Origin of the sequence: Steroidobacter sp. (genome assembly GCF_016790065.1) — a bacterium.
In the GTDB taxonomy this organism is placed as follows: Bacteria; Pseudomonadota; Gammaproteobacteria; order Steroidobacterales; family Steroidobacteraceae; genus Steroidobacter.
This window is the reverse complement of sequence record NZ_JAEUPY010000635.1, coordinates 1-9,738: the sequence shown is the minus strand read 5'-3', so window position 1 is coordinate 9,738 and position 9,738 is coordinate 1. Positions and strand designations below refer to the sequence as shown.

General features: G+C 61.0%; 8 protein-coding genes. 1 reads left to right on the top strand and 7 read right to left on the bottom strand.

Annotated features, from left to right (window positions below; genetic code table 11):
• From JNL55_RS26195 to JNL55_RS26185, 3 genes are all read right to left on the bottom strand, one after another.
• A partial coding sequence (locus JNL55_RS26195) for an MFS transporter (protein ID WP_293861397.1) occupies positions 1-779 on the bottom strand: 779 nt, incomplete at its 3' end.
• An 87-nt stretch (positions 780-866) separates the two neighbouring features.
• Positions 867-2,555, bottom strand: a complete 1,689-nt coding sequence (locus tag JNL55_RS26190) for a serine hydrolase domain-containing protein (RefSeq protein ID WP_293861394.1) — start codon at positions 2,553-2,555, stop codon at positions 867-869.
• A gap of 182 nt (positions 2,556-2,737) precedes the next feature.
• Positions 2,738-3,781 (bottom strand): YncE family protein, encoded by a 1,044-nt coding sequence (locus JNL55_RS26185; protein ID WP_293861391.1) that lies wholly within the window; start codon positions 3,779-3,781, stop codon positions 2,738-2,740.
• A 316-nt stretch (positions 3,782-4,097) separates the two neighbouring features.
• Here JNL55_RS26185 and JNL55_RS26180 point away from each other — a divergent pair, with 316 nt between their 5' ends.
• Positions 4,098-4,379 (top strand): hypothetical protein, encoded by a 282-nt coding sequence (locus tag JNL55_RS26180; RefSeq protein ID WP_293861388.1) that lies wholly within the window; start codon positions 4,098-4,100, stop codon positions 4,377-4,379.
• Positions 4,380-4,388: 9 nt separating this feature from the next.
• Here the strand turns inward: JNL55_RS26180 and JNL55_RS26175 are convergent, their stop codons facing one another.
• The 4 genes from JNL55_RS26175 to JNL55_RS26160 all read right to left on the bottom strand — a co-directional run.
• Positions 4,389-6,344: a hypothetical protein gene (locus JNL55_RS26175; protein WP_293861385.1), complete on the bottom strand. Its 1,956-nt coding sequence runs from the start codon at positions 6,342-6,344 to the stop codon at positions 4,389-4,391.
• 140 nt (positions 6,345-6,484) lie between these two features.
• Complete coding sequence (locus JNL55_RS26170) at positions 6,485-7,825, bottom strand: GH1 family beta-glucosidase (RefSeq protein WP_293861383.1); 1,341 nt, start codon at positions 7,823-7,825, stop codon at positions 6,485-6,487.
• Positions 7,822-8,889, bottom strand: coding sequence for a LacI family DNA-binding transcriptional regulator (locus tag JNL55_RS26165; protein ID WP_293861381.1), 1,068 nt, complete (start codon positions 8,887-8,889; stop codon positions 7,822-7,824). Before JNL55_RS26165 ends, JNL55_RS26170 begins: the two co-directional genes overlap by 4 nt.
• A gap of 4 nt (positions 8,890-8,893) precedes the next feature.
• The coding region (locus tag JNL55_RS26160; protein ID WP_293861378.1) for a sugar porter family MFS transporter at positions 8,894-9,738 on the bottom strand (845 nt) is incomplete at its 5' end.

Sequence of the window (9,738 nt, the reverse complement as noted above, 5' to 3'; positions counted from 1 at the left end):
GGGTACGCCGAGCACATGTATGCAATGTTCATCACTACCAGGATCAGCGGTGTCCAGGCGATAGTCAGCCCCAGGTCGGCACCCCGCAGAATCAGGAACGCTTCGGAGAAACGCGCCAACGTGAAGAACGTGGCGACGATGGCCACCACCCAGAACGATTTGGGCAGATCCTTGGGCCGCAGATCCACCACTCGCTTCTGCAGCGGCTTCAGGTTCGGCGGCTCTTTCACCGCGAACCAGAGGATCGCCACGGCGATGAAGGCAGGAATGACCGCGATCCAGAACACGGCTCGCACATCGTTCGCCAGCAACACGAGCAAACCGATAGCGATCAGCGGCCCGATGAACGCGCCGACTGTATCCAACGATTGCCGCAAGCCATACGCAGCGCCGCGCTGCTCAGGGGTCGTGTAGTCAGCGACCAACGCGTCGCGCGGCGCGCCTCGAATGCCTTTGCCGATGCGATCGATACATCGAGCCGCGAAGACCATCCCGGCACTGCCCGCCAGCGGGAACAGCGGCTTGGTGATTGCCGCCAGGCCGTAGCCCAACAACGCCAGCGATTTGCGCTTGCCCCAGCGGTCCGACAAGGCGCCGGAGAACACTTTGACGATGCAGGCGGTGGCTTCGGCCACCCCTTCGATGATGCCCAGCCAGATCGCCCCCGCGCCCAGCGTGCCGACCACGAACACCGGCAGCAACGCATGGACCATTTCCGAAGAAACATCCATGAACAGGCTGACCAGGCCGAGCGCCCAGACGCCGGCGGGAAGGGGCATGCGTTGCACGGTGAGTATTAGAACCGATCGGCGAACCTGGATTCCATGCTCCGAGGCCAAGCGCCTCGGAGCATGGCGAATTGCCGATTACGGCAGTTTGACGAACTCGTTATCCATGGCGCGGCCGCTGGTCACGCTGAAGCCAGCAATCCGGCCGCCGGCATCGCGCTTGAAAATCACCGTACCGATTTCCCAAGTCGCGAACACGTCCTTGGTCACCGGCTTCATTTCCAGCGGCACTCGGCGCAACGTCGCCACATACAACTTGCCGTCGGTGATCTGCATGCGATAGCGCGAATCGAGCTCTTCGCTGCCGAACAAGCCGACGTACTCATTCAACTCCGCCGCGGTCGGCGCGAACTCCGGCATCCACTGCAAAGTCACCGCCTTCTGATCGGCGAACTTGGTGGTGATGACGCGCTGTGCACCCTCGCCGCTGAACAGCAGTTCCTGCGGATAATTCTCGACACGGAAGCGATTCTGGTCGAGCGCCACCAGCGGCCGCGGATTGGTGCCTTCCTGACTGGTTCGCTGCAACTTGCCGTCCTTTTCCACGATCCGGATCACCTGACCATCGCTGCGGCTGAAATACAGACCGGCCATGGCGCGCAACGACTTGACGTTGAGCTTGGGCTCTTTGACCGGCTTCTTGGTGTCGCTGTCTTTCGGCTGCAACTGCGCAGCCAAGAACACATCGGCGAACCGATCCGCCAATTCGTCCGGCCGTGCTTCGGCGATGTTACAAGTGACGGCGATACCGAAATGCTGATTGGGGAAGTGGCGCACGGTCGAACGATAGCCCGCGTCCGAGCCGCCATGGCTGATCGTCGGCAGGCCACGATAAGTGCCATGCGTGACACCTGTTGCATACGCAATGCTCGAACCGTCGTTCAAGGTCGCTCGCTGCACCATCTTATCGGTGAATGCTTTGCCGCCCACTTTGCCGGTGTAGAAGTTCTCATCCCAACGCAACAGATCTTCCGGCGTGGTCACCAGACTGGTGGCACCCGTGGTATCGAAGTTGGTGACGTCGGTACGGAACGAATCGTCGGCGCGTTCATAGCCGTTGGCGAAGCCCGGCACGATTTCAGCATGATCGTTACGGAAGTGAGTGTTAGTCATCTCCAGCGGCTTGAAGATGCGCTCGGTGGTGAACTCACGCAGCGTCTGACCGCTGACTCGCTGCACGACCAGCGCCAGCAAGGTGTAGCCCATGTTGGAATACAAATATTGCGAGCCGGGCGTGAAGTTGAGCTTGCGCTGCCGAACCATCAAGCGCAGCACGTCGGCATCGCTGATGCGATCTTCGGAATAGCGCCAGCCGGCCAGGTTCAGCAAATCCCATTGGTCGCGCAGGCCGCTGGTGTGATGAATCATCTGCGCCAGCGTGATGGGCGTGCCGAAGTCCGGCACTTCGGGCAAATACTTGCGCACATCGTCATCGAGCGACAGCTTGCCGTCCTGCGCCAGCAGCACCACGGCCGCGGCGGTGAATTGTTTGGAAACCGATGCGACATGGAACGGCGTCTGCGGCGTGATCGGCACGCCGTGATCCAAGTTGGCCATGCCGTAGCCGCGGGAATAAACCAGCTTGCCATCCTGCGCCGCCGCCGCCGAACAACCCGGCGAGGTGGTGCTGTCGAACTTGGCGAACACAGCATCGATCTCGGCGTTGGGCTTGAACTTATACGTGGCCGGCAAGGTGTGAACGTCGCTCAACGCGGCGTGCGACAACAGCAAGGCGACGACGCCAGCGAGGCGGCGGAGGTTTTGCATAGGGCTGCTCTGTGGGGAAACTACGCAGAAAGCCTCACACAACGATGCCACTGATTCAATACTGAAGAGCGACAGACAACCGCGCTGTCGGGCCAGGAAGTTACGCGCCCGGCCCAAAATGCAAAAAGCCCTCTCCTGCCGCGGCAAGAGAGGGCTTCGCTAACGCGATTGACCGCTGCGAGTTACTGCGGCTTGTAGGTCAGCACCACGAAGCTGTTCGGGTGAGCCACCGACTTGCTCTTGCCGGCCGCGTCGGGCTTGCTGTTGGTGAACTCCGCCGTCACCGCATACACGTTGCCGTTGCGCGTATCGAGATAGCTCATGCGAGCTTCCGGACGCGTCGACACCGTGCCGAGCAATTCGATCTGATCGGCGCCCTTGTAATCGATCACGGTCATGATGCCGTCATTGCTGGTAGCAACGATGCGCTTACGCTTCTCGTCGACACCGATGCCGTCCAGCGACGGCGGGATCGGCACGCTCGAGGTCACCTTGCCGGTGGCCGGATCGAAGATGAACACCTGCGGCGTGTTGTTGGTGCACGCGGCGAGGATGCGCTTGGTGGTGGGCTGCCAGCGCGTCTTCGACACGTTACACGGCACGGTCCAACGCGCCGTTTCCTTCAGCGTCTTGGAGTCGAGCTTCAGGATCAGGTTGTCACGACGCGCCGGTGCATAGATGTTGCCGGCACCGTCGACCGCCGGATCGTCCATCTTGCGGAACGGGAACTTGGTGGTCTTGAGCAGCTTGCCGGTGGCCGCATCCAGCGTGTACCAGGTGGATTCGGTGGGCCGCGTGCCGGTGATGAAATGGATCTGCTTGGTGGCCGGATCCAGCACGCCGCTGTTCAGGCCGCCGTCCTTGTCGAGCGCCAGCCGCTCGATGGGCTTGAGCGTCTTCAGGTCGATGCTCAGCAGCGAGCCATCGGTGTTCGCGATGTAGCCACGGTTGTACTCGGGCAGCAGCAGCGGGCCGTTGGCGCCCTTGGAATTCTCGATGGTGGCAATGGCCTTGCCCTGGTCGACGTCGAACACGGTCAGACCGTCGTCATCGCGAGCCAGGAACAGGCGGCTGGTGCCGGGCTGCATCTTGATGTAATCCCAACCGCTGTCGGTGCTGGGCAAGGTGACGGCCGAATGCAGTGTGTAGAGCAGGCCGGCATCGTCGGCATGCGCCGTTGCGCCAAAGGCAACGGCCATGGACAGGACCAAAGATCGCAGACGCATCGAAATCCCCTTCAGGCGTTGTTAGTGGCGCCGGAGTATGCGGCCCGCTCGCTGATAATTAACTGACGATTCGGACCGCCATTTGTGCCAGGAGGGGGGCTCAGCCGCGACGCTACCACGGTCTGTTGTTACGAACCCGTCAACGACGGAACCTGTCAACGCCGGCCGCAGTTTGAAAAACTTGAATAAGGCGTTCCCCTAAAATGCTGGAGCTGGGGACTGGTCGGAGCTTTTCTACAAAGTGGCTGGTCATACTGCGGCCATGAAAGTTCTCGATGCTCCAATCGAGTCGCGATTTCAACTACTGGCGAGGGCAATGCGCACGCTGGTCGATCTGCTCCACATGGAGCATGGCTACGCAAGGATTTTCTACGACCAGGAAGGTTATAGCTACGAGCTGCACAGCTACGGCCCGCTTCCCATGGCCGACCTGTTCACTCGTATGCTTGGCTATGCGTCCGTTGCCGACGCCACCGAAGCCGCTCGCGAAACCTTGTCAGCCATTCATGCCGGCCCACGCAGCAGAAACAGCCGTGGTCGGGCCCGCCCCCGGCGCGCTGCCCAGCCGGAACACACTCAGCTCATCCTCGGCTGCTAGGCCGCCGGTTCAGGGCCGCGGCCCCAGGTTGAGCGCCGGATTCCGATTATGAAAATCGAACGGCCGGATCTTGATCTCGTGCCATAGCACCGGCATCACCGGCCAGTCCTCGGCACGCACCTTGTGCTGCATGCCCACGGTCGGCCACACCACCAAGTCGCGATTCTGGATAGGCCGATTGGCCTGCGCCCACTTGGGTAAACCCTCGCCCGGCGGACTGAGCACGGCGTATTCGCCGGCGGCGTAGCGTTCATTGGGATCGTAAGCCGTGACCCAAAGATCCTGATCGATGAAGCCGGCGCGCTGTCGCGGCACATCGTCCGGCGACAGCAATGTGTGCGAGCTGTGCCCCATCATGATCTGGAAGCTGCTCGGATAGCCCATGGCGTTGCGCCTGGCCGGATTGGTCACGCGCCATAGCGACGGCCGATGCATGTCCATGCGCAACTTGCCTTCGCTTTCGGTGCGGGCGACGTGTTCCTCGCTCACCCACAGGCTGCGTCGTGGCGATTCTTCGGGCAATCGATGCGTCACCAGCGCGTCGCGGACGAAGGTGTTGTTCGGTCCATCGACGTCCAGGTCGAGCCGGAAGCTGAAATAATGATCGTGATTCACAGCGATCACGTTCTTGTCGACGAAGCGGCCATATTTATCAGGCCGATCCGCAGCGGCGGGCTGATTGGCGTCGGCCACCTTGGACATCTGAATGGCGACGATGCCAGTGGCGCCCGTGACGATACGGAACTGGCCGTCCGACTCGAACACCCAGTCGAACACATAATCGTAGTTGCCCAGGTCGGCGATCATCCGCACCACCAACTCGCGCTTCGGGCGGCCGTCGCTGGCGTGACGCCAGCTCATGTCGCCGGTCGTACGCTCGAACAGGCAAATCACTTTGTTTTTCTGTTGCGGCCGGCCGTTATCCAGCACCACGATGCTGTCCAGATAGTGCGCCGTGTTCGGACAATCCACGCCGGGCGTGAGCGGCCCTGACAACCCACCCATGGAATATTCGCCGGCGTCGAGCAGCGTTCGCGTGTACCAATCCCGCCGCGGATCCATGTAGGGCACAAAGATCTCGGACAGGCTGCCTTCGTACATCACCGAACGCGCGTTGGCGTCGTCCTGCCAAGTGAGCTGACTGATGATGGTGCCGACGCGCTGATCCGAGCGCACATGGAACCGCCACTTGTCCCACTCGACCACATTGCCTCGCAGACGAAAGCTCGGCCCGTCGGGCTGCGACAACTCAATGGAAGTTGGGAATTCGCGCGCGCCAATGGTCGCGGCATCGTAGTCGGCGGTTGTGGAAGTCACCGGCACGACTTCGTCGTCGGAGATCTCGATGACTTCGTTGGTATTCACATCGACGATGGCGGTGAGACCTTCGATTCGGCGCACGAACAAGTTGCGCACTCCGTTCACCGGATCGCAACGGACGATGGCGATGCGTCGGCCGCGATAGCGCGCCTCTTCATGATTGCCGATGGGCATGGCCCGGCAATTCAGAAAGCGCGTGGTCGTAAGACCGCGGCGCTCGATCGCTTCCTTGAACTTGGGATGCTTCAGCACCGCCTGCACTGGCGCGCCGAGAAACTCTTCGAGCAGCCAAGCGGGCTGCACGCCTTCAATCACGCGCCAGTCGATCACCTTGCTCTGATCCAAATCGACCAGCGCTTCGATGGCCTGCGGGCCTTGCTTGATCTGGACTTCGGCAACGCGCGGCAGCTTGTCGCTGGGCTTCAGCGCCAGAACCCGACGCTTCTCCGGCGGATGGACGCTGATCCGACTGAAGCGCGACTGCGCATCGATGCGGCCCGACGCTTCCAGGATCTCGAGCACGCGCCAATGCTCCTGCCAGCTGAGCGCATCCAAGGGATGACTGGCTGGCGCCGCTTGGCTCAGCGAAGAACCAAGGCCGATCAGCAGCAGCGCGGCTGCCAGGATTGAAGTGCGCGGGGTCATGGTGTGGCCAACTTGACCACAGCTATTTCGAAATCCAAATTGCCCTAAAGGGCAATGGGACGGGCAACAATCGCTAACTATCTGGCTTTGGCCAGGCCCGCGGTCACTTCAATTTCGAAAATATGGCCGGACTGGGCGGCTCAGATGGCCGCGCGCAGCAGCGATCGGTACCACAGCCCGCTGTGCTTCACCGTCCGCCGCAAGGTGGAGTAGTCGACATGCACGATGCCGAAACGCTTGCGATAGCCCTCGGCCCACTCGAAGTTGTCCATCAGGCTCCACACAAAATAGCCGCGCACATCGACGCCACGCTCGATGGCCTCAGCGACCGCGACCAGATGCGATTCGATGTATTGCTGACGCTGTTCGTCATCGACGCGACCATTCACATACTGATCGCGATAGGCCGCGCCGTTCTCGGTGATGTAGATCGGCGGCAATCGATAGTCACGCTTCAAGCGCAACAGCAAATCGGACAGGCTGCGCGGCGCCACTTCCCAACCCATATCGGTCACGGCGGCACCACTCGTGGCCGGCGATGCCGGATTGGAACTGCTCGATACGGTCGGGTGGTAGTAGTTGATGCCGACGAAATCGCAAGGCTTGGCGATGAGCTCGGCATCGCCCGCTTCGATCCGAGGCGCATCGGCCCCGAGATACTCCACGATGTCTTGTGGATACGCGCCTTTGAACAGCGCATCTGTGTACCAACGAATCAACCGACCATCTTCGAGCCGCGCGTGATGCGCATCGATCTCGGAATCGGTGGCCGGACTGACCGGAGACATGTTCAACACGATGCCCAGATCGCATTTCAGCCCCATGCCACGCAGCACTTCCATCGCCAGCCCGTGACTCAACAGCAAGTGATGACTGGCTTGATAGGCGATGCGGCGATCTTTGATACCCGGCGCAAACACGCCGCGCTCATAGCCCAACACCGCTGAGACCCACGGCTCGTTATGAGTTGCGAGCGAAACCAGGCGATCTCCCAGGCGACGCGCCACCACCTCGGCGTACTCGGCAAATCGATAGGCCGTATCGCGCGCCAGCCAGCCGCCGTGATTGCGTTGCAGCTCCGCAGGCAAGTCCCAGTGATACAGCGTCGCGTACGGCTGAATGTTTCTTTTCAGCAAGCCGTCGACCAGCCGCTCGTAGAATGCCAAGCCTGGTTCGTTGACCGGACCGGTGCCCGTCGGTTGCACGCGCGGCCAACAAATGGAAAAGCGATACGCCGACACGCCAAGGTCGGCGATCAAATCCAAATCGGACTCGAGCCGATGATAATGATCGCAAGCCACGTCGCCGGTACCGCCGTCGGCAATCGCTCCGGGCACGCGACAGAAGTCATCCCAGATCGACGCACCCTTGCCGTCAGCGCTCGCGGCGCCTTCGATCTGAAAGGCGCTGGTCGCCACCCCCCAGATGAACTTGCTGGGAAAGCGCCGACGCAACTCGGCTACAGGTAGTTGCTGGGTCATGATCCGTTGGCGATTGGCGCCGCGGTGGATTCGCGCACGATGAGTTCGACTTGAGGCAAAGAAATATCGGGTTGCTCTCCTTGCAACATCTGCAACATGGCCGCGCCCGAGCTTTCGCCCAGCACGCGAATCGATTGACGCACCGAGGTGAGCGGCGGCACTCGATAGGTCGAGGAATGCAGGTCGTCGAAGCCGACGACGGAAACATCGCGCGGACAATTCAACCCGCTGCGATACAAAGCCAGGCAAGCGCCGTACGCCGACTGATCGTTCACACAGAACAGTGCTGTGAATTTGTGACCGGACTTGAGCAGCCGCTGGGTGGCTTCCACACCGCCTTCTTCATGAAAGTCGCCGGGCACCACCAGCTTGGGATCGTGCGGAATGCCGGCGTCGGCCAGTGCGCGTCGATAACCTTTGTAACGCAACGACGCGTCAGGGTGGTCGAGAATGCCGGCGATGAACGCGATGCGCCGATGACCAAGCTCGATCAAATGACGGGTGGCCAGCAGCGCGCCGCGCTCGTCATCCACCGGCAAGCTGAAAATATTGGGCGCTTTGAGATTTCGACCGCTGACGACCAACGGCACTTGCTTGGCGTAGTGCGCGAGTTGTCGATCGTCCAACCGGCCCGAGAAAATGATGATGCCGTCGACCCGACGCGACAGCAGCTCGGACATGCAGCGCTGCTCGTCTTCTTCATTCCAATTGCCGCTCATGAACAGCGCGGTGTAACCACGCTGCTGCAGGTAATCCTCGATACCGCGCAGACCTTCGCCGTAGAACGGGCTATCGATGGCCTGCGTAATCACACCGATGGTGTTGGACTTGCCCAGCGCCAACCCACGCGCAGCGGCGTTCGGCCGGAAATTCAGCTTGGCAATCGCCGCATCCACAGCCTCTTTGCGCTCGGCGCTGACTTTGGCGGTGCCATTGATGATGCGCGACACAGTGGCAATCGACACGCCCGCTTCCTTCGCCACCATCTCCAGGGTCGTCGGCGAATCAGCAGCGACTGCGGTAGCCCGCTTCTTGGTGTTGTTCTCGGCGGCTCGCTTACTCATCGTCTCAGGCCTTGGCAGTCATCAGGTCGTTTTCCAACTGCTCCAAGGTGCGCCCTTTGGTTTCCGGCACCAGCAGTATTACGAACAGCAGCGCCGCTGACGCGAACAGAGCGAACACCAGGAAGGTGCCGCTCGAGCTCAGCGTCGATAGCGCCCAGGGAAAAATCATGGTGACCGTGGCACTGACCAGGGCATTCCAAAAGCCGGCCACCGAAATGGCAGCGGCCCGCTGTTCGTTCGGAAAAATTTCCGATAACAACACCCACATCACCGGCCCCAACGAAATCGCAAACGACGCCACGAAGCCGACGATGGCCATCAATGCCAGCCGGGCATTGTAACTTTCCTGGCTGAACGCCCAGCTAATGGCGAACAAGGACAGTGCCATGCCGGCGATGCCCACGATCAACAGCGGCTTGCGACCGATCTTGTCGATCAGCCAGATGGCGACGAAGGTCATGGCCACGTTCACCACGCCGACCATCACGGCCTGACGGAACGCGTCGTCCACGCCGCCGCCGGCTTGAGCAAAGATGGTCGGTAAATAATAGAAGATGGCATTGATACCAGTGATCTGCTGGAAGAACGCCAGACCCAGGGCGATCGTCATGATCAACCGCACGCGCGAATCCAGCAGACCTCGGAAGCCACGCGACACCGACTTGGCGGCCAGGCTCTGACGAATCTGCTGCAAGTTGTCTTGCGCTTGTTGCTCGCCACTCACCCGCCGCAACACATCCAGCGCCTCTGCATCGCGGCCCTTCAGCAGCAACCAGCGCGGGCTTTCCGGAACGAACCACAACAAAGCGAAATACAACAGCGCCGGAATCATTTGTACGCCGAGCATGT